Genomic DNA, 19,566 nt, shown 5'->3' on the forward strand with positions numbered 1-19,566 from the left:
CGATGAGCCGACATCCGAGTCGAGTAGGCTGGTTTCATGGCGACGGCGTTTCATGCGAGCCATTTATACGGCGAGATCGCCCCTATCGGCTGGCGTTGCTTGGACCGCCCGGTGTTGGCAAGGGGACCCAGGCGAAGCTGCTTTGCGCTCGGATTGGCGCATGCCATTTGTCCACCGGCGATCTGTTCCGTGCAAACCAATGCATCCAGGATCCCAGCTCGGCAATGGCCGCCGCACTTGATGCCATGGGCCGGGGCGAATTGGTTTCCGACGAGCTAGTCATATCGATGTTGCGCGAGCGGTCGAACTGCCTTCGTTGCGGAGGCGGGTTTGTGCTCGACGGTATTCCCCGCACGCTGGCTCAGGCCGAGAGCATTGAGGGCACGTTGCGTGAGTTGGGAGTCGACTTGAACGCGGTCGTCTCATACGAACTACCGCTCAAAGAAATTGTCGACCGCCTTGGCGGACGTCGCACCTGTGTATCCTGCAACGCCGTCTATCACGCGACTGCCAACCCGCCGGAGTTCGAGGGCACCTGCGACCATTGTGGCGCCGAGTTGGTGCAGCGCGACGACGACCAACCCGAAACAATCCGCGTGCGAATGCAGGCTTATACCGAGGCGACCCAGCCGCTTCTCCAATTTTACGCCGGGCGAGGAAGACTGATTAGGATCGAAGCCCATGGCCGGCCTGAGAAAATCGTTGAGCGAACTCTCGACGCCTTACAGAACCATCTGGACGTTGAAGTCCCTTGACATAAAGTCCCCGCCGGCTTCTTGCGCTGCCGACTTGGTGCAGCCAGTCGATCGAGTGGCAGCCCTCCCATGCGGCCAATTAGCCAATTTGCAACGGACTTTCGGGGCGACGCTAAATGATAGGTTGATACACTTTAAGTGAAAACTTGCTGTTGGAAAGTTGGGAAGGCGGGATAGCAAGACTACAGTGCTGAGGTCGCCAGACGTCAGATACCGCACATCATTGCCAAACGTTATCTAGCGTCGGTGTGCACATCCTCGTTCAGTTTGAGCTTCCTCGAAATGACAGCGGCTGGACCAAAACCAGTGAGTTAGCCAGTCGGCTAACTCGCAGCGGTCTTGTCCGAGATTTGACACCTCTGCAACTTCGGAGAAGCCCCAATTCAACGCGGTTGATGCAACCGACGCGGGTTCACAACTCACAGGCGAGACAGACGGGTGCTGAGGAACGCCACAGCCGTAAACAATAAAATGGACGCACTCGGTTCGGGTACGGCGGTGGGAACAAACTCAAGCGAGGCGAGCGAGACCGACTCGAGGAAACCGACCGTGTTGACCGTGTCGCTCAGCGGATCGATGCGAAGCAGGGCGTCGGAGCCCACCTGAAGGTCGATGGCGAACAGGTCGCCGGTGGTGGAGTCGAAGGCGACGCTCTGCAGTGAGGTGAGGCCAACATCAACGATCGGCCCCGCCAGGCCGCCTTCCAAATCGATCAAGAAGACCTGGCTATTCCCGAAGTCGACGCCGAAGATGACGCCTGTCTCCGGTTGGTCGGTCAGGCCTCCGACAAAGTCGATGAACAACGGCGCACCCCCTTCGACGGTACCCGACGTCGGGTCAAGCGTCAAAAGTTCGTTCGCCAGGTTATCGTAAGCGTAAAGTGTATCGTTATGCTCGCTGTAGGTTAGACCAAACACGAAGTCGCGCCCGATCGAGCCGATAGCGGTGCCCGCGCCCGTCTGCCGGTCAATCGCAATCAGTTGGTCGCTCTCGTTGTCGACAGCCAGCAGCGAGTCGGTTGGCGTGTGGTAGGTGAGACCTTCAACTAGGTTGAACCCTGTGGATCCGACTACGCTAATGGCCGCCGAGTTCGGGTCGATCGTGATCAACTCGCCGGTGATTTGATTGACGCTGTAAAGCACACCGTCAGAGGCCTGCATTCCATCGGTGAACCCGCCTGGACCTTCGGCCAGCAGCGGCGTGGTGATTGCCAACATGGCGATACCGAGCGACAAGCCGAATCGGGGAAAATGAGTTGTCATTTCGTACCTCCTTAAGTTTTTGATATTGATGCCGAGAAGTGTTGCGTTACCGGACGCGGCGGCGGAGACCGGCCAGCGAGACGCAGGCAAATGCCACCATGGCCAACGAACCCGGCTCGGGTACGGCAGGACCTACCTTTGCGAGTCGGATCGTCACGTCGTGTGGATGGTAGAGCACCTCCCACCCGTAAACACTCCCCTCGGCAAACGTCGGCAGCACGTTCGCGAACTCGCCGCTGACGCCGCCGAGCGACGTGAGGATCATGAACTCGTCGCCAATCTCGGGATAGAAAGCGAATTCGTCGAGCAATAGGTCGACCATCAAGGCACCGTCGATTGCCGCCTCACCGGCGACTTGCAGGTGGTCGAATTCGTCGCCTAGCAGGTAACCGCCGATGTCGATCGCCAGCGTGCCGGTGCTTGTGTTCTCGAACCGATCGACCGCGACAATGCCAGCAGCGTCGTCGATATCCAACAAGCCGGCATTACTCAGTCCGACATCATCGGTGCTCACGCCATCGTAGAGCGTCATGTGACCGGCTGCCGCGTTGCCGAGCAGACCATCGGCGACAAATGTGGCACCCGCCTCTACGCGGGTCTCTCGACGCATGATCAGACTTGAATCGTTGGTGATAAACCTAGTTGTGCTGTCCGGGGCGAAGGTTGCATCGGCATCGACACGAATGTCTGAGCCATTGATACTCAATTCGCCGGAGATCTCAACCGCTGAGCCACTGACTCGAGTGGCCCCGAAGGGCAGGTTGTTATTCAGATTCAGCGTGCCATTAAGCTGCCAGTAGTCGGTTGGGTCAGCAAGGTTAATCGTAAGCTTTGCCAGTGCGTTGCCCGCCACACTCACGTCACCGCGAAAGGCGTTGCTGGTTTGGCTGTCGATGCTGTCGGCGTTAACTGTCAAAGTGGAGTTCACATTCCACGTCGGCTTGTCAGACAACCAGATAGGTCCATCCATATCAAATAGGTCGGCATTGATCACCGTCAAACCGGCGACCGTGGCGTCACCTATTTGACGCGCGGCGCCGACGAAACTTACGGTCCCATCCCATCTCGTCTCGCCTGAAAAGCGAATAATCGATTCATTGGGATCCATACTTGGAGTGCTGAAATCACCGGACCGTACGATCGTCTCGCCTTGAAATGTTAGGGAAGAATCCGGCTCAAGCGTAAAGGTACCGCCGTTGATGATGCTTTTCGAGTCGAACGACAGAGCGTCTTCTTGAATTTCGATCGAAGCTGAATCGTTGATCGTTACTTCAGACTCGATATCGGCCCAAGCAACAGATGACTCGAAAACGCTGCGGAAAACTCTGAGCCGTCCTTCGAGAGTCAGGTGACCACCGGATAGCACCGCCGGCCCACTGCTTCCCGAACCCGGTTCAATCCGGATCTCACTTTGTGCGTCGGCAGTCCATCCGTCCGAGAGATTCATCGCCAGCGACCGGCCAGTCGCCAAACGGATTTGTCCGCTGAACGTGTCGCTAAGACCCGTTCCGTTGAAAGTTAACCTAGCCGGCCCATCGCCGCCGTCCACAGTTCCTCGAACAACTCCAAGTGCACCGGCCTCGCTCAAGCCATCCAGGTCAAAAAGCCCGGCACCGAGTTGGTTGAAGGTCAAGCCGACGGCCCCCAAGGGAGTAATGGCACCACTATTCCGCAGAGTGACGACATCGTTGTCGACTCTAAGATTAATGACACCCTCTCCTTCGATCACGCCGCTGCTGCCGATGAACGCGATGTCATCAATCTCAACGATCGCGCCGCTACGTAGGTCAAGCTCTGCCCCGTGATCAATCGCCAAGTCATTGGCTCTCAGATCGTAAGCGGTAGGCCCGCGAAACAGTCGTATTGCGGAGCGATTATCAGGGAAGTTGAAACCACCGGCTACAGCAGACCCGGACACCGAAATTGGATGGTGCACACCACCAGGGCTAATATTGAGCAACGCCATGCCGTCTTCAACGACTAGATCCGTGATGAAGACCGGCTGTTGGATCCGCACGCCCGTATTCTCAATGCCAGCGAGAAGGCCGAGAAAGGCACTGTCGGCAGCCGTGGGGACCGCTCCTTCGAGCCAATTAGCTGGGTCATGCCACACATCCAAGGAATCCGTGGAATTCCAATGAAAGGCCGCCGCAGCCGATTCCGAGGGAGTTGCGAAAGGCAGTAGTGCAACCGCAGCGAGAGCGATCGCATGTATCGGAGTAAAAGAAGGCATTATGGGCACCGTTGGTTAAATAGACGCCGCGTTTGGGCGTACAGTAGTAGAACACCGAATTACGCTACATGGCGGAGCAGGGGCTTCTGATCAAAGTTAAGTTCCCAAACGTCTGGTCTTCACAAAATGCTGAATTGGTCATTTCTTGATCCCATAATTTTGGAGAATGGCGGCGACACAAGAGCCCCCAACCGATGCCTCTACCAGAACATCGAGCCACCTACCCCAAAACCCGACAGCTGAAACTGAAAAACTTCGAAATAGATTTCCAGAAGGATTTTGGGGGCGAGAAAGCCGACGGGCATTCCCAAAATCACTGTTAGGAACATCAAAGTTTGGCGTTCGGCTCGGCCACATGTTCTTCGATGGCTAACTTTGATAACTGGCGGTTAGCCATGCCTAACCACGACGCGAATTGCAGAGCTAAGGAAGATTGCCTAGAATTCTTCTGCTTACAATACTGCCCGTGGTTCTCACCGAGTCGGTTAGTAATGAACAACTGACACGCCTCGAACGGTAGGTATTTCGCGGCGACTCGTTGCATTGGTAGCCGCGCTATTGGAATTTCGGAAGAGGTCCAGAAAGTTCATAAAACCAATGACAATGCACGGAAAGCTAAAGGACAAGGTTGCACTGATTACTGGCGCGGGGTCAGGCATTGGCAAAGCTACGGCCCAGCTTTTCGCCAGTGAGAGTGCGACAGTGATCGTGTCCGATGCCAGCCTCCACGCTGCACAGAAAGTCGCGCAAGTAATCTCACAAGACGGAAGTAGTGCAGAAGCCGTCCAACTTGATGTGACTTCTGAAGAGACGTGGAACTCGGTCATGAATGAAATAGTTGATCGTCATGGCAAGCTGGACGTGCTTGTCAATAATGCTGGGATTTCGAAATCTAAACATATTTCGGAAATGGCTTTTGATGAGTGGCGCAGCGTGATGGCTGTTAACCTGGACGGAGTGTTTCTAGGGACTAAATCCGCACTTCACGTAATGGCCAATAGCGGGGGCGGCAGCATCGTCAACGTTGCTTCTGTCTCAGGCATTACGCCAAGTGCGGGAGCCAGCAACTACAGCGCAAGCAAATCGGCTGTCCGACTCTTTTCAAAAACCGCCGCTATCGAATGTGCGGATGCTCGCACGGGCGTCCGTGTTAATATCGTAACGCCAGGCGGTGTGAAGACCCCGATGTGGGAAAAAGAGCCGTTCTTTCAGTCCCTGACCGAGCAACACGGCGGAACGGAAGCAGCATTCGCGGCCATTTCCAACGGTACACCTTCGCAGGAATTCTTTACCCCTGAAGAGGTAGCTCGAACGATCATGTATCTGGCGTCGGACGACTCCTCGCACCTCACTGGAGTGGAAATCGTTCTAGATCGACGTCCTCCAAGCAAACTTAGATTGCGTGAGGACTTTAGCAATTAGTGCTTCCTATCGGTTGCAGGTCGATCACAACGGTCGGGAGAGTCTGGGTTAAGAGTTGGGGGTCAAAGTGCTTCCAGGCGTTTCAGATCATCAAGGCATCGTCGAACGAGCAACTTTGCTCCTTGATTTTCAGCCAGAACAAGACCTTCGCGAACGTTCGCCTCCGCTTGCTCCAAATTGTCAAAGGCTTGTTCGTATAGCAGGCCGAGCTGGCGCAGCGTTTCCGCCTCCCACCATCTCACGTTGTTTTCGCGACCGAAGGTCAAAGAATCAGTGAATGCCGCTCGCGCCTCATCGTGGCGGCCAAGCGACGCGAGTGCTTCGCCAAGCATGCACGTTTGCAGCGGTGATCCAAATCGAATTCTCTCGTCTCGATTATCAGGCATGTCCTTCAGGACTGCTTCGACGAGTGATGCACGATTCAGCCGGTCGCCCACTTCGCCGATTTCTACTGCCCAGGCCTCGATGATGCTTGCCATGTCGAGATAGTGATCGAAATCGGCGCGGCGGGCGAACTCAATCGATTTTCGTGCCCAATAGAGAGCTTGCCCCGCATTGCGCTGCAGATAGTGCAAAGTTGCGTACCACGATGAAACCTGGAATTGCGGCACGCCCAGCTCATCTTCCCAAGCTACCGCGGTTGCCGTTTCCGCGAGCGCCTCCTCCTCGCGACCTTGGAGTTGACGGAGCCAGGAACGAGCAGTATGAAACGCAGGGCCAAATGGCATGCACATCTGCTCGATGAAGTGGCGATCGTCGTCTACTGAGTATTCGCTGACGGACTGCGCCAATTGAAGATGTTTCTCCGCAAGCTCAAGCTTACCTTGGTGCATGAGACTCAGCACGATCGTTGTGTTCGCAGCATAGTGATAGCAGGGCAGCCCCAAGTGATTTGCTAACTGCACAATTCGCTCTTCCAGCGTAGCAACATTCTCTGCGTCCATTCTCGCCGAATGATATACCCAGATCCCATGCAACACCGAGAATTGCTCTTTCGTCGGAGGTTGACGCTCACACAGCTCTAGAGCTCGATGGTACGCCAGCAAAGATTGACTGGAGCCGTAACCACGCACGTAGGTTTCCGCAAATCCGCTGGTGAACTGCAGTTCCAATTCCGTCTGATCGCGTTCCGACGTGGGTGGAAGCTTCTCAAGTAACCGCAATCCCCGATGGCAAGTCTCTGCTGCCTCGCAATTTGCCCCAATCATCACGTACTGACGTGCCGCTTGCAGTAGCCATTCAATAGCACTCGGAAAGTCGCGTGCCGCTTCATAGAGAAAGGCAAGTTCGAGAGCAATTCCCTTTGCACGCCGACCGTGGAGTTCTTCCAGGACTCGGGCGATCTCCAGGCTCCACCCAGCACGCCGCGCCGGCGTGATCGCTGCGTATAAAGCCTCCTGAAAGAGCACGTGCACAAACGCGTGCCGAAGTGTCAGCTTTCCGTCACTGTATTCAGTCTCTTCAACCGTGCGTATCAAACCGTACACTTGCTCGATGCGCTGAAGCTGCTCTTCGGCCGCTGCACGATCAATTTCCAGTGCGTCCGCGACGACGGCACTGTCGAATTCAGACCCTTGTACGCTGGCCGCCTGCAATAGATGTCGGTCTTCTTCCTTAAGCTGATCCAACGTCGTATCGATCAGACTGGCAACCGAATCAGGAAGTTCGTGACCTAGTGTGAGCGGGTCCTGCGTAAGAATCCAGCGATCATCTTCCTGCGTAACCACTTTGCGGTCTTGCAAATATCGCACCAGGCCTTGGAGGAACAGAGGGCTACCCTCCGTCCGGCGATGGAGAAATTCGGCAAATGAATCGGGGAAACGGTGGGCTGGAAAATGACGTTCCAGAAAGAGCACGATCTCGTCACAATTAAGAAAGGGCAATGTGCTATCGCGACCTTGACCCCGAGCGACAAAATCTCGTCGGAGACGCTCGAACGGATGGTTTTCGAGTGCGGATTCCGTCGTTCGGTAGGCACCAAGGATCAGCAAACGCATATCCTGCAAGTCTTGCCCGACGTAGCTGAGAAGATCGACGGTTGATGCATCGGACCAGTGCAGGTCGTCGAGAAGCAGCAAAACGGGACGTCGTTGCGATAGCGCACTAAGTAGGGTGCGAAACTCGCGTTTCATTCGGCCTTGAGACAACGGCCCACTCTCAGTCGAGAGCCGTGCGAGCGCGTCCGTGCTGGATGCCGTCAGTGCCTCCCACGCGGGTGCCTTAGACTTCAACATTTCTTCGACGAAACGCCCATCGGGCCCGTCTTTACACCGGGCTAGTGCATCTAGAACAGGTAGGTATGCGTCCGACGTAGACAACCGCTGTGAGCACTGGCCATGCAGAAAGATAAATCCCTTGCGTCTGGCAACGTTGTTTGCAAATCCCTTGAGCAGAGTCGTCTTGCCGATACCAGCTTCGCCGCTAACGAAGACGGCTCCACCCCGCCCCCCCTCCGCTGCAGTGCACGCCAAGCGTATTTCTTGCAGCTCGGATTCTCGCCCCACAATGAGTTGCGCTGTTGTTGTTGTGGAATCGGACAAACAGATCCCTTGATCCTCAGCAAGCGAGTCAATGCTGCCCAACAAGGCCACAACGTCGGCGGCGGTTGGCCGATCCTCTGGGATCTTCTCCAACATTCGGCTGACCAGTGTGACGAGCTGAGGATCAAGGACAGAGTTTACTGTCAGTGCCGGCGCAGGATCGGTTTCTACGATAGCGTTGAGTATGCCCGCTAGGTAAGCGCCGGGGAAAGGGTGTCGCCCCGTCACCAGTTCATACAACACGATCCCAAGGGAAAAAACATCGGACGCGGCGGTAGCTGGCTCGCCACGGGCTTGCTCGGGAGACATGTACTTCGCCGTGCCGAGCAACGCTCCTTCAGCAGTTTGATCGTCGGTAAGACTTACGTTCGATGGCTCGGATTCAACAAGTCTTGCTAGTCCAAAGTCGAGAACCTTTGCCAATCCGTCGCCACGGACCATAAGGTTTTCTGGTTTAATGTCGCGATGGACCACACCGGCGGCATGTGCGGCGTCCAGGGCCCTCGCCACTTGAGTCATCAAGCCTAGCAAACGCCGCAGATCACATCCTTGACGCTCAAGTTCGCGAAACGTATTTCCTTCGATCCATTCCAATACGAGATACGGCCGGTCGTCATGCTCTTCAAACTCGTAGATCGTACAGATATTAGGATGGTTGAGCGAGCTGACAACTCGAGCTTCGCGACGAAATCGCGCCAGCCGTTCAGGACTTCGACTCGTTTCAGGGTGTAGAGATTTCAAGCATACCTTGCGCCCCAGTCGACGATCCCGGGCTTGATAAACGATACCCATACCGCCTCGTCCAATTTCATTGATGATTTCGTACCTCGTCGACATTGGTGGGTCGAGGTCTGACTTGTCCTTCGGATGAATAGAAACCGCGGTGGGAATATTCTCCGCAAGCCAACTCTGATCAAGGTCGTGGAATTGCTGATAAGAATCACTCACATCGAACGCAACGCTTGCTTGTTTGCGGTAGGTTGCGTCGATGAGGACAAGTTCGTGTAACAAAACTTTGCGGACCGATGCTGGCGCTGTGGAAAGATAGTCCCCGATGGCTGGTGTTTCACCCTGACGCCAAGCGTGTTCGAACTGATCACAGAACTGGTTGACTATCGCAACCTGATTGGCAGGAAGCTGTTCATAAATGTGGGACGAAGATTCACTCACGCTGACTCACTTTGCCAGGCAAGGCGGATCTGGTGTAGCTTTCGTTCTACGGTGCGGACGACGCAGCTAAGCCGCTGGGCGATCTCTTCGTTGGTATATCCCTCAACCTTCCAGAGCGCGATCTTTCTTAACTCCGGATCTCCCAGTTTGTCTAGCAGAGCAAGAACCTGGTCGCTCATCTCGTGGACCTCTTCTGGAGAGGGTTCACGACCAAGAAACGCCTGCAGCATTTCTTGGTCTGAGGCAAGATCAAGCCGCTTGCGACGTCGCAAGTCGATGGCCTTTCGAATCGTAATGACAGCCAGCAGCCGCCACAGTTCATCACGGTCTTGCAAATCGGGGAAACGCCCCTTTTCAGCGCCCAGGCACAGACTCTTGAAGGCGCTGAGAGCTACATCTTCCTCGTAGCCACCCAAATGTGCCTGCCCTCTCATTCGCGCCGCCGCAAGGCCAACGAGCCGTTGAAAGTACTGGTCGAGGAGCGGCTTGACGGACTCCCGGTCTCCCTGTTTAAGCTGTTCTAGCCAGACAGAAATGTTGTCATCGATAGGCATTGAATTGCTGCATAAGGTCTCGGATTAGGATTGGGAACTCTTGTGTCCCCGTTTGGTGTGCTATGCCCTATCATACCACAATCCACAAGTGAACAGTATTGCTTCCCCTACAACAGACCAGTGCCGTAGATTGGGTCGAACATAGTCGATTGGTTGTCTTTCAGATACATAAATCTAATAATCGCTTAACGGCTCTGGGTAGCGTGGCTGCGTAAAGGTAGTGCCCCCGGTGTCGCCGTTAAGCCGCGGAGGTAAGAAAAGCGAACGCAGTTCGCGAAGCTCAGATTAGATAGAGGTTGGACCATCCGATGTGACTTAGCCTCGCCTCAAACTGAGGGAGGTGGTGGCGACTATGTAGTTGCGCCACCAGATTGGCAACAACCAGGCTCTGTTTAGCGAAACCCGCATCGACTACACCCTTCCTGTCCAATGAGGGCGTGTCCTGCGTCTAATGTTGGGGAGATGTTCAATCCGACGATACATGCGATCCATGGCAACTCGAATCTGCGTTCGGCCGTAAACACCGAAATCACGAATCAACCTCCGAACTCCTGCAAAATCATCGTCCTAAGCTGCATCGTGGTGTGGCTGTTGTTGGTGATGCTCTCCCACTGTATCGCTTCATTTGTCCGCTGCTACACCTGCAAAACGAAAAAACTAGAAATCCCCATCCCGTTGTAGCACGACTCTCCGAGTCGTAACAAAGAACCCCTCCTATCCCAGAACCGATTTTGCTCAGAAGTAGCTTGGGTCCCCGACCCGAGATTTAGAGCATTGGTCCAAACGGGACGGGGTCCTATTCTACGTTTTGGGATCGGCACTACGTACCAGATGCGACTCGGAGAGTCGCGATACATTAGATCCCAAGCCCCTTCCGGTCACGCACGTTCGCGGCTAGCCAATGGTCGCCTCGCGCCTATTTCAGTCCTCCGTCCCCATCCCCTGTCCCCAAAATTGCTGGCCCAATAATCGTTGTGGAATTCCTCCATGGCATTTGGATAATGGAGCATGCAGTATGTCATAGCAGCGCACCAGCGCTCGCAAAGCATTGCGGGATCGCTCGCGCTAGGTCCGCGCGCTGGAGGAGTTTGGCGGTTTGGACGAGCAAGGAGCGGCCAGTTTGGTGGGGTTCTGTTTTCAAAACCTCGCCGCTCCCGAGGCAACGTGATTCGCGCAAGTCGTGATCGGCCAACGAGTTGAAGCCCACCGGACCGACCGATGGAGAGGGGGTTTTGTTTTGTAGAAAAAGTTTTCGACAAAATGTACGCCGACAAAACCCCTCCCGCGGTGCGCAGGATCGAAAAAGAATCGTGAGCTTTCCACCCACTCACCACCAACCACTAACCACAAGAATTCCTCTGTAGCATAGGAAAAATTACAGCCAAGTTCCTCGAACCAACTCCCCATTCCTTCCCCTAGCGAGTTGGCTATAATCCAGCCCTCAACCATTCACAGTCCGTAAAGAGACAAACGCCATGGGCAGAAAATTTGAAGTTCGCAAAGTGTCGATGGCCAAGACGGCTGCGCAAAAAACCAAGGTCTACTCCAAGTATGGTAAGCAGTTGTACGTCGTTGCTAAGAATGGCGGCAGCGATCCGGCAGGCAATTCGGCTTTGCGCAGCTTGATCGACAAAGCCAAACGCGATCAAGTACCGGCACATGTGATCGAAAAGGCGATCGAGAAGGCCAGTGGCGTCGGCGGCGAGGATTTTTCCTCGGCCCGCTACGAAGGGTTTGGGCCGGGCGGCTGTGCGGTGATTGTCGACTGTTTGACCGACAATAATAATCGCACCATCACGGACGTGCGAAATTGCTTTACCAAGGCCGGCGCGAAAATCGGGACACCGGGTTCCGTTGCTCACACGTTTGAACATATGGCAGTGTTCTCCTTTGCGGGGGACGATGGTGATCAAGTCCTCGAAGCGATGTTGACTGCCGATGTGGACGTCAGCGATGTTGAATCTGAAGAAGGGACAGTGACTTTGTTCGTCCCCCCCGCCGAATTCGACAAAGCCAGGCAAGCATTGCAAGAGGCGCTGCCGGAGACCGAACTGGAAGTAGCTGAGATAACATACCTACCTCTGACCCGTACCGAGATCAGTGCCGATGACCTGCCCGTATTCGAGAAATTCATGAACCTGCTCAACGACTGTGAAGACGTGCAAGATGTATACCACAATGCCATCCTTCCTGATTAAGGTGCTGGGCTTTGGCTAGGGATATAGACGCTTGACCAACATGACTCTCTTGAGACGCTTCAGCCCACGATCAGGCTTGCGTGATCCCAACGCACGGCATTTATGGTAAACTGCAACCATGACGGAAAAACAATTTTTCGATTGGCAGACCTCCGGCGGTACCGACGATGTGATGCGGCTGGTGGATTGTCTGGAGCGCGCAGACATTGCCTGGTGCGCGATCGGCGGGGTGGCAGTCAACCATTGGGCTGTTGAGCCCATGGTGACTCAGGATGTTGATTTCGTTGTCACCACCGATGCGATGGAAAAAACTGTAAAGCTCTTGGAGGATGCGGGCTTCAAGTCGGAGCGATTTGAATGGTCGATCATTTTTCAAGGACGATCGAAGATCAGCCTCCAGGTGAGTACCGAGGATTTTTATCAACATTTTCCGTCGCGTTCTGTTCCTGCTGACGTAAACGGCATTCTCATGCGAGTCGCCTCTTTGGAGGATACCCTCAGTGGCAAAATCAAAGCGTGGCGGACAACCGACAGACGTCAAAGCAAGCGAATCAAGGACCTTGCCGACATTGCCCGCCTCGTTGAATCTCATCCGCATTTGTGGAGTGACTTAGCTGAAGACGTGAAACAGCAGTTGCAGCCACCCACAGAGCACAAGTGAAAAAGACATCGATGCCAACTCCAAACCTCCATATCCGCCCCGGCACTCCTGACGATGCCGAACTACTTTTCTCGCTGATCTCTGAATTGGCAGAGTACGAAAAACTCTCGCACGAAGTTGTAGCAACACCAGCCAGCTTGCAGAAATCGCTGTTCGCTCCCGATGCGGCGACCAAATTCATGATCGCCGAGTGGGACGATCAACCGGTGGGCTTTGCTCTGTACTTCACCACGTATTCCACTTTCCTCGCGAAAGAGGGGATCTATTTGGAAGACGTCTACGTGCAACCCTCTTATCGTGGTCGGGGGATTGGCAAGCAGTTACTCGCCGAGGTGGCTCGGATAACGGTCCAGCGAGAAGGGGGCCGGCTAGAGTGGTCGGTTCTCGACTGGAACGCGCCGGCGATCGAGTTCTACGACTCTCTGGGCGCCAAACCGCAAGGCGAGTGGATTCGCTACCGCATCGTCGACGAGGAACTCGCAGCGTTGGCCGCCAGCCACGAGCATGCCGATGGTTAGCAACTGGCAACTCTACGCTGCTCCCTTGTTGCTCTTCATGGGGTGGCATGTTCTTGGCTCGGCAACATTTGCCACAGAGAAAGCATCACCTAGCCTCAACTCTCGCGCGCTTGCCGCCGAAGTCACTATCCACCGCGACCAGTATGGCGTGCCACACATTATCGGTGCGACCGACGAGAGCGTGATCTTCGGCTACGGCTACGCCCAGGCGGAGGACTACTTCTGGCAGCTTGAAGATTCCTACATTCTCGCCTTGGGACGCTATTCAGAAGTGGTCGGCCCCAAAGGGCTCAACTCGGATCTGCTGAATCGCAGTTTTGAAATTGTCCGATCCAGTGAGCGAGATTTCGCAGCGCTCGATGCCGTCTCGCAGAGTTTATATTCGGCATTCGTCGCGGGAATCAATTTCTATCTTGAGCAACATCCCGAAGTTCGACCGCGACTGATTCGGCATTTCGAGCCGTGGCACGTGCTGGCTTACTATCGGCACATCGCGTTGGAGCTGACATTCCGGTTCACGGGCCTATCCGATGATTACATGCCGCGCCGCAATCCGCAGATCTGGGCGGCCACCGGCTCGAATGGTTGGGCGTTAAGTGGCAGCCGTACGAACTCAGGAAACCCTCTCCTGCTGGCCAATCCCCACATGCCGTGGTTCGGGTTCGCGCAAATGTTCGAAGCTCATCTTATGTGCGATGGCTCGGGTGGCGGTGAGCCTTGGAACTTTACCGGTGCCGGCTTTTACGGCAGTCCTGTATTGGCCATGGGCCACAACGATCGCCTCGGCTGGACTTTGGTCACCAATCAACCCGATATAGCCGACACCTGGCGAATTCGCTTCTCAGATCCAGACAACCCGCTAGCCTACGAATATGATGGCGACTGGCGTCAAGCCGAAGAGTGGCAAGACACGATCCGCGTACGCAAATCGCGCGGCTGGGAGAACCGTCAATTCACCTTCCGCAAGACCCACCACGGCCCCATCGTCGCAACAGAAGAAGAAACCCCCAGCGGTGGGCGAACCATGCTTGCCGCCCAGATCGCCGGGCTTTTTGAAGTGGTCCCCCTGCGGCAGTCGCTGCGAATGATCAAGTCGCGCAATCTGGCCGACTTCCGCAGTGCCTTGGCATCTTTGCAGGTTCTCTACATGAACGTGCTGTATGCCGACTGCGACGGCAATACATGGTTTGTCTACACAGGTCGCGTGCCGCGTCGCAATCCCGCTTTCGATTGGACGCAGCCAGTCGAGGGAAGTGACCCAGCCACCGAGTGGCTCGGCAACCATGGACTGGATGAACTGCCCCAGGTTCTCAATCCGGGAGCCGGCTTCTTGCAAAATTGCAACTCGACTCCTTTTGAAGTAACCGACGGTCACAACCCCGATCGCGCGGAGTTTCCCGCCTACATGGTCGGCGATGCCGACCGTCGAACGCGCCGATCGCTGCGTTCTTTGGAGATGCTGCGCGGCATGAGCAATGTCACATTCGAAGAGTGGCAACAGGCCGCCTTCGACACCGAAGTCTATTGGGCCCGGCATGAACTTCCCCAGTTCGCGCATCACTTGGAGCAACTATCCCACGACAACTCGCAGCTTGCCAAACGTGTGCAACCCTACCTCGATCACCTGTTGGCTTGGGACGCACGCATCACCGCCGATTCGACCGCTGCTTCGCTCTGTCACGAATGGTACGAACAGCTCTACGGCATCACCTACCCGGGCGAAGAAATGCGTTCGCTCTATCAGGACAAGCCCGCGAAGCAACTCGAAGCCCTCGCCCGCGCGGCGGACCGCTTACAGAGTCTGCATGGCACCTGGCAAGTTCCCTACGGCGAACTCTATCGCATCCAACGCCCGCCTCAGATCGGCGATCTCACCGATGCTCGATTCGAAGACCTGGCCCCCAGTCTTACCTCCCTCGGGGGCCACGGCCCAATGGGCGTCATCTTCACTCAGTACTACACACCCAGCCTGCAAATCCCCTGGGTCATCTCCCAGCGCAAACGTTACGGCATCGTCGGTACCTCGTACATGGCCGCCTGGGATTTCACGCCCGAAGGTGTCCGCGGCGCAAGTCTCGTCCCCTTCGGCACCAGCGGTGATCCTGATTCGCCCCACTACTTCGACCAGGCGGAGTTGCTCTCCGGGCAGCGAATGAAACCCGAGCTGTTTACTAAAGATGAAGTGCGAAAAGCCGCCGCATATAGCTACCACCCCGGCGAAGATTACTAATCCCCCGCTCGCGGCTTGGCATTTCCGTGTTCCACCACCCCGAACAAGTGCCCGCCGTGATCCGCGCCGCTCCAGAAGCCGGCGTAGTGGTCCTGGTAGATCATCACACGCGCCGTGTAGGTTCCCAACCCAGGAAAGCCTATGTTGTCGACCGTTATCACCGGCGTGTCGCCGGCCCATTTGATCGGGAGAGCGATGGGGAGCGTCACGTCGTGATCCCCGTATTGAATCCGGGCGACGAAAAGCCAGTTGTCGTCTTCCAGATGTTTCACGCTGGTGAGTTCATAGCGTTCCGCTTGCGGGTTGATCTTCTCTTGTCCGGTGACGGTAAAATTTCCCACCAAGGTGGCGCCCGTCAGCGACTTCGCTAACTCGGTGTCGCGTGCTGATTGTGATTCAATCGCAGCAGGCTCGTCGGCAGCGGCGCTCGGCGTCCAGCAGAGAGGGGCCAGCAGACACAAGATTTTCGTAGTACGTAACATGGCGTGTGGCTCCTTGAGGGATAAAGACTCACAACAGACCGCGGCACATTCTACCATGTTTCAGCAGCAAACGAAGAAAGCCCCGGCAAATTTGGCCGGGGCTTTCGCTAAGTCTCGTATGCCCGGCGCTTAACGCCCTGGGAAATAGTTCCCTAGATTCATAAACTGCTTGTTGCCACCAGTTGTCGGCATGCCTTCATTCTGATTCTTGTTGAGACTCCCTTGCCCGTTGCTCATGCGGACCTGCTTTTTCAGGCGGCGAATTTCCTCGGCTTGGCGCTGATTGGTTTCCATTTGCTGCAGCTGGGGTCGGACGTAGGCGTAGTAGTTTGGCAGGCTGGTGCCGGTCTCCAATAGGTCCATGCTCAAGTAGGGGCTCACCGTGGGAGCGTGCTGAATGTCTTGGAATGGTTTGTTGCCAGTCAATTGAACGGGCTGAGAGATCGCCGCTTGTTGTGGCGTCATCATCTGTCGATTGTTACCCTGCGCGGAGCCAAAATACACAGCAGCCGGCGTGGAATATACTGGTCCCCCATGATAGGTCTGCCCCTGGGATTCGGTTGCGGCAAGAGTTATCAGACAGGCACACACGAGTCCCACCTTGGTTCGCAAATAAGTGTCGTGATAGAGGTTCATAAAGTCGCTCCTCGTAAATGGTGTTCAATCGGTGGCGCCCAATCGTCGTGCTTGAGCAGGTCCTATATTCCTTATAATCGTCAAAGTTTCACAGAAACTGTTGCCGAATCGTGGTTTCCACCCGCTATCGCCAGCACTGCTAGTGGAAGTTTCTTGCTGAATTCTGTGGTTCAACCTCCACGAAATAGCCGAAAACAGGCACAGAGTGCTATACTTGACTTACTTGACCAAGTTAGTTATGATTCTGGTGTTCCTTGATTAGAGTACCGCACGAGGATCCCTGGCTGCGAGAAACTAGTCAATTTGAGCGGTACGGCGCTAGCCGCCGGTAGCTGTGAATTACCGGTGGCTAGCGCCAATCCGCTCACTATCAGGATTCTTCAAGTTTTTGATTGTCATTCCACTAGGAATCTCCTGCCATGCCTACGATGACTTCTGTCAAACATGACCAACTCCAGACTTCGACCAAAGCCTGGCCTCCCCATGCGCCACAGCAACTGGAACCGACCCCCGAGCTCATGGCCGAACTAGCCGCTGCCAGTGCTCGATTGGAGTCGGCCTCTCCCGAGGAGATCATCTCCTGGGCTCACGATCGTTTTGCGCCTTACCTCACGATGGCCACCGCGTTTGGCCCCGAGGGGTGTGTGATTCTGTCGATGCTCGCCAAGGTGGCGCCGGAGACTTATGTCTTTAATCTCGACACCGGCTACCAGTTTCAGCAGACGCTCGACCTGCGAGATCGCATCGCGGAGAAGTATGGCATCGAGGTCGACATGCTCCAGCCTGAGTTGTCGGTTCCCGAATACGAGGCGTTGCACGGCGGGCCGCTCTACAAGACGAACCCCAATCAATGCTGCTTCGATCGCAAGATCAAAGTGTTGCGCCAAGCCGCCCAAGGCAAACACGCCTGGATGAGTGGCATCCGCCGCGACCAAAGTGCCGATCGGGCCCAAGCCGCGATCATCGGTTGGGATAAAAAGTTCAATCTCGTGAAGGTCAGCCCGCTGGCGAACTTTACGAAGAAAGACGTTTGGAATCGCATTCTCGCAGAGGACGTGCCTTACAATCCGCTGCACGACCAGGGTTACCCCAGCGTCGGTTGCTGGCCCTGCACCAGGGCTGTTACCGACGGCGAAACCGACGAACGTGCCGGCCGTTGGAGCGGCACCGGCAAAACCGAATGCGGCCTGCACACGATCCAAGAATCCGAAGGTAGTGGAATCTGAGAATGGTTGAGTGTTGAGGGTTTAGTGTTGAGAGAAAACCTCGATTGCTCCCTTTTCCGACTCTCAACCCTCATCACTAAACCCTCAACTGTCCCGCCATGAACCTCAGCGCTAAAACTGAATATGCTTGCCTGGCCATGCTGGAGTTGGCCCAGCATCATGCCTCGGGCGAACCGGTGCAACTGCGGTTGATTGCCGAGCGCCATGGGATTCCCGCGCAATTCTTGGTGCAAATCCTCCAGCAACTTAAACGGGCCGGCTTGGTGAACAGCACCCGCGGGGCGAGTGGTGGCTATCAACTTGCCCAGTCACCCCAGGAAGTGACGCTGGCCGATTTGCTGGAAGTCGTGGAAGGGTCCAGCGACTGCACCAGTTCGGCAGCCAACGCATCGCCGTTGGCCCCCGTGCTGCTGGAGGTGTGCGCCGAGCTGACCGCTATCCAGCGCCAGCGACTCGAAGCCATCACGCTCGCCGATCTCTTGGACCGCGCCGCCGTCGAGGCCGATCCGATGTGGTATATCTGAGTGAAGCTATTAGCTGTTAGTCGTTAGCTGTTAGCTGTTAGCCAGAAAGCGGGGTCGGGGTATATGGAGCAGATCTTTCGCGCTCTGCTTCGCTGGGGCTTCGCATCGCGGTTAACACGAATCTATTTCTTACAAAATACAAAACTATTTCCACTGGCTCTATGAATCCCGTGGTTTTTGCGTGTTTCTCTCATGGTTTTGTCATACAAAATATCTGGCCGCATCGTGACTGGGCCCCGTGGTTGTGGCAACTGGGAGACCCAGTACCTACCGGCGGATCTTTAGCCACGACGCAACTCGGTGCGTGGTAAGAACGTTTTCGATTTTCAAAGATCTGAGGTCAGTTGTCAGTGGTCAGTGGTTGGTGGTGAGTGGTCAGTTGGACATTGGTCAGTGGACATTGGTCATTGGTCATTCTGGTAGCGGGCTGTGAAAACTGGATGATTCTATCTCACTCCTGCGCACCGCAGGTGGGGTTTTGTCGCTGCACATTTTGTCGCAAACTTGTTCTACAAAACAAAACCCCCTCTCAATCGGTCGGTCCGCTGGGCTTCAACTCGTTGTCCGATCACGACTTGCGCGAATCACGTTGCCTCGGGTGCGGCGAGGTTTTGTAAACAGAACCCCTCCAAACTGGCCGCTACTTGCTCGCCCATACCGTCAAACTCACTGAGCGCGCGGACCTGGCGCGAGCAAACCCGCGGGACTCCGCGAGCGCTGGTAAGTTTCCATCACTTATCGCAAGTCCCATTATCTAGATGTCGCGAGAGATTTCCACAACTATTTTTGGGCCATCTCAAAAACAGCCGCGCAGCGACCATTGGCCAGCCTCGAACGAGAGTGACCGGAGGGGGCTGGGGTCTATTGTAGCGCGCCTCTCCGAGTCGCATCTAATACTTATTGCCTATCCCAAAACTGATTTGACTCGTAGCCCCTCCCCGGCCGCTACCGCGTCCGACCCTCCCGAGGGAGGGTTTTTGTTATTACCCTCCTTCGGGAGGGTCGGCCTCTCAGGGCCGGGGAGGGGTATTGGGACAAGCACTTAGTTACGACTCGGAGAGTCGTGCTACAATGGGATGGGCATTTCTAGTTTTTTCGTTTTGCCGGCGTAGCAGCGGACAAGTGAAGCGATACAGCGGAAGTGCATCACCAACA

Annotated in this window: 14 protein-coding genes; 8 read left to right on the forward strand and 6 right to left on the reverse strand. The window is 55.4% G+C overall.

The genetic code is table 11. From position 1 onward, the window contains the following. Window positions 1-2: 2 nt before the first annotated feature. The gene (locus Pr1d_RS25500; RefSeq protein WP_168205486.1) at window positions 3-755 is read left to right on the forward strand and encodes an adenylate kinase family protein; all 753 of its coding nucleotides are present in this window, start codon (window positions 3-5) and stop codon (window positions 753-755) included. Between the two features lie 419 nt (window positions 756-1,174). Here Pr1d_RS25500 and Pr1d_RS25505 read toward each other — a convergent pair whose 3' ends face one another. Continuing rightward, window positions 1,175-2,017 carry an NHL repeat-containing protein gene (locus Pr1d_RS25505; RefSeq protein ID WP_148076173.1) on the reverse strand — a complete coding sequence of 281 codons (843 nt, stop codon included), beginning with the start codon at window positions 2,015-2,017 and terminating at the stop codon, window positions 1,175-1,177. A gap of 46 nt (window positions 2,018-2,063) precedes the next feature. After that, entirely contained in the window at window positions 2,064-4,250 is a 2,187-nt protein-coding gene (locus tag Pr1d_RS25510) for a PEP-CTERM sorting domain-containing protein (protein WP_148076174.1), read from the reverse strand. A gap of 597 nt (window positions 4,251-4,847) precedes the next feature. Between Pr1d_RS25510 and Pr1d_RS25515 the strand changes: the two genes are divergently transcribed. Further along, window positions 4,848-5,672 carry an SDR family NAD(P)-dependent oxidoreductase gene (locus Pr1d_RS25515; RefSeq protein ID WP_148076175.1) on the forward strand — a complete coding sequence of 275 codons (825 nt, stop codon included), beginning with the start codon at window positions 4,848-4,850 and terminating at the stop codon, window positions 5,670-5,672. A gap of 62 nt (window positions 5,673-5,734) precedes the next feature. On the opposite strand, the gene Pr1d_RS25520 is transcribed toward Pr1d_RS25515, so the two are convergent. Both Pr1d_RS25520 and Pr1d_RS25525 read right to left on the reverse strand, forming a co-directional pair. Continuing rightward, window positions 5,735-9,382, reverse strand: coding sequence for a serine/threonine-protein kinase (locus Pr1d_RS25520; protein WP_148076176.1), 3,648 nt, complete (start codon window positions 9,380-9,382; stop codon window positions 5,735-5,737). After that, window positions 9,379-9,936, reverse strand: coding sequence for an ECF-type sigma factor (locus tag Pr1d_RS25525; RefSeq protein WP_148076177.1), 558 nt, complete (start codon window positions 9,934-9,936; stop codon window positions 9,379-9,381). The genes Pr1d_RS25520 and Pr1d_RS25525 overlap by 4 nt, the downstream gene beginning before the upstream one ends. Before the next feature lie 1,475 nt (window positions 9,937-11,411). Between Pr1d_RS25525 and Pr1d_RS25530 the strand changes: the two genes are divergently transcribed. The 4 genes from Pr1d_RS25530 to Pr1d_RS25545 all read left to right on the forward strand — a co-directional run bounded on the left by Pr1d_RS25530 (window position 11,412) and on the right by Pr1d_RS25545 (window position 15,543). Beyond that, the gene (locus Pr1d_RS25530; protein WP_148076178.1) at window positions 11,412-12,134 is read left to right on the forward strand and encodes a YebC/PmpR family DNA-binding transcriptional regulator; all 723 of its coding nucleotides are present in this window, start codon (window positions 11,412-11,414) and stop codon (window positions 12,132-12,134) included. Between the two features lie 118 nt (window positions 12,135-12,252). Next, the gene (locus tag Pr1d_RS25535) at window positions 12,253-12,795 is read left to right on the forward strand and encodes a nucleotidyl transferase AbiEii/AbiGii toxin family protein (protein WP_148076179.1); all 543 of its coding nucleotides are present in this window, start codon (window positions 12,253-12,255) and stop codon (window positions 12,793-12,795) included. Between the two features lie 11 nt (window positions 12,796-12,806). Then, a complete protein-coding gene (locus Pr1d_RS25540; RefSeq protein WP_148076180.1) occupies window positions 12,807-13,313 on the forward strand; it encodes a GNAT family N-acetyltransferase in 507 nt (168 codons plus the stop codon). Continuing rightward, window positions 13,306-15,543 (forward strand): penicillin acylase family protein, encoded by a 2,238-nt coding sequence (locus tag Pr1d_RS25545; protein ID WP_168205487.1) that lies wholly within the window; start codon window positions 13,306-13,308, stop codon window positions 15,541-15,543. Before Pr1d_RS25540 ends, Pr1d_RS25545 begins: the two co-directional genes overlap by 8 nt. Here the strand turns inward: Pr1d_RS25545 and Pr1d_RS25550 are convergent. Continuing rightward, on the reverse strand, window positions 15,540-16,025 hold the full coding sequence (locus Pr1d_RS25550; RefSeq protein ID WP_238476595.1) for a hypothetical protein: 486 nt from the start codon (window positions 16,023-16,025) through the stop codon (window positions 15,540-15,542). The two genes, Pr1d_RS25545 and Pr1d_RS25550, sit on opposite strands and share 4 nt — an antisense overlap. Window positions 16,026-16,154: 129 nt before the next feature. After that, on the reverse strand, window positions 16,155-16,661 hold the full coding sequence (locus Pr1d_RS25555) for a hypothetical protein (protein WP_148076182.1): 507 nt from the start codon (window positions 16,659-16,661) through the stop codon (window positions 16,155-16,157). 518 nt (window positions 16,662-17,179) lie between these two features. Here Pr1d_RS25555 and Pr1d_RS25560 point away from each other — a divergent pair. Continuing rightward, window positions 17,180-17,887, forward strand: coding sequence for a phosphoadenylyl-sulfate reductase (locus Pr1d_RS25560; RefSeq protein ID WP_238476740.1), 708 nt, complete (start codon window positions 17,180-17,182; stop codon window positions 17,885-17,887). A gap of 98 nt (window positions 17,888-17,985) precedes the next feature. After that, entirely contained in the window at window positions 17,986-18,411 is a 426-nt protein-coding gene (locus Pr1d_RS25565) for an RrF2 family transcriptional regulator (RefSeq protein ID WP_148076184.1), read from the forward strand. Window positions 18,412-19,566: the final 1,155 nt, after the last annotated feature.

It is taken from the genome of Bythopirellula goksoeyrii, assembly GCF_008065115.1.
Classification (GTDB): Bacteria; Planctomycetota; Planctomycetia; order Pirellulales; family Lacipirellulaceae; genus Bythopirellula; species Bythopirellula goksoeyrii.

Coding starts and splice junctions, on each gene's coding strand:
- Pr1d_RS25500 (WP_168205486.1), top strand. CDS start 3: ATGAGCCGACATCCGAGTCGAGTAGGCTGGTTTCATGGCGACGGCGTT.
- Pr1d_RS25505 (WP_148076173.1), bottom strand. CDS start 2,017: ATGACAACTCATTTTCCCCGATTCGGCTTGTCGCTCGGTATCGCCATG.
- Pr1d_RS25510 (WP_148076174.1), bottom strand. CDS start 4,250: ATGCCTTCTTTTACTCCGATACATGCGATCGCTCTCGCTGCGGTTGCA.
- Pr1d_RS25515 (WP_148076175.1), top strand. CDS start 4,848: ATGACAATGCACGGAAAGCTAAAGGACAAGGTTGCACTGATTACTGGC.
- Pr1d_RS25525 (WP_148076177.1), bottom strand. CDS start 9,936: ATGCCTATCGATGACAACATTTCTGTCTGGCTAGAACAGCTTAAACAG.
- Pr1d_RS25530 (WP_148076178.1), top strand. CDS start 11,412: ATGGGCAGAAAATTTGAAGTTCGCAAAGTGTCGATGGCCAAGACGGCT.
- Pr1d_RS25535 (WP_148076179.1), top strand. CDS start 12,253: ATGACGGAAAAACAATTTTTCGATTGGCAGACCTCCGGCGGTACCGAC.
- Pr1d_RS25540 (WP_148076180.1), top strand. CDS start 12,807: ATGCCAACTCCAAACCTCCATATCCGCCCCGGCACTCCTGACGATGCC.
- Pr1d_RS25545 (WP_168205487.1), top strand. CDS start 13,306: ATGGTTAGCAACTGGCAACTCTACGCTGCTCCCTTGTTGCTCTTCATG.
- Pr1d_RS25550 (WP_238476595.1), bottom strand. CDS start 16,025: ATGTTACGTACTACGAAAATCTTGTGTCTGCTGGCCCCTCTCTGCTGG.
- Pr1d_RS25555 (WP_148076182.1), bottom strand. CDS start 16,661: ATGAACCTCTATCACGACACTTATTTGCGAACCAAGGTGGGACTCGTG.
- Pr1d_RS25560 (WP_238476740.1), top strand. CDS start 17,180: ATGGCCGAACTAGCCGCTGCCAGTGCTCGATTGGAGTCGGCCTCTCCC.
- Pr1d_RS25565 (WP_148076184.1), top strand. CDS start 17,986: ATGAACCTCAGCGCTAAAACTGAATATGCTTGCCTGGCCATGCTGGAG.